This is a genomic window from Pseudomonas reactans (genome assembly GCF_013387025.1).
Classification (GTDB): Bacteria; Pseudomonadota; Gammaproteobacteria; order Pseudomonadales; family Pseudomonadaceae; genus Aquipseudomonas; species Aquipseudomonas reactans.
Map to the genome: position 1 here is coordinate 1 of NZ_JACAQP010000178.1, position 732 is coordinate 732.

Below are 732 nucleotides of genomic sequence, written 5' to 3' on the forward strand. Positions count from 1 at the left end.
CCAGGCAAATCCAACAATGCAGGTTCCAGCTCCCAAAGGCCGAGCATTTGTCATTACCGCAACCCAAGCACAGACCGATAACAAGGTCGTAAATGGTACGTTTCTCATAAATGACTGCTACGCATCAGTACTTTTTGATTCAGGTGCCGATAAAAGTTTTGTGTCTTTGGAATTTGAACCCATACTTCACACACCTCGCACGATTCTTGATGAAAACTTTACCGTAGAAGTCGCCAATGGAAAATACATTTCACTCAATGCAGTCATCCAAGATTACACTTTCGATTTTTGCGGTCATAAATTTTCCGTCAATTTAGTTCCTATGGAACTTGGTAGCTTCGACATCATCGTGGGAATGGATTGGCTATCCCAAAACCATGCTGAAATAGTGTGTTACGAGAAGTTTATTCGTATTCCTCTTGCCGACGGTCAAAGTCTTCGTATTTATGGCGAGACTCCTTCAAAAAAGCTTAGTCTTATGTCATGTACTCAAGCTCGATCATATCTACGTAAAGAATACATGGCTTTCTTAGCCCATGTGGTGGAAACAAAGGTCACAGAAAAGAAGATCAAAGATATTCCGATTGTACGAGACTTTCCCGACATCTTTCCCGATGACGTATCTGGACTCCCTCCAGTACGTGAGCTAGAGTTCCGCATCGATCTCATTCCTGAGGCTGCTCCCATAGCCAAGTCTCTATATCGGTTGGCTCCAACCGAGATGCAAGAATT

Annotated in this window: 1 protein-coding gene; it reads left to right on the plus strand. The window is 43.2% G+C overall.

Going from position 1 to position 732, the window contains the following annotated elements; translation table 11 throughout:
• Positions 1 to 732 (plus strand): pepsin/retropepsin-like aspartic protease family protein (locus tag HX793_RS32305; RefSeq protein ID WP_178905628.1); only part of this gene is annotated, 732 nt, incomplete at both ends.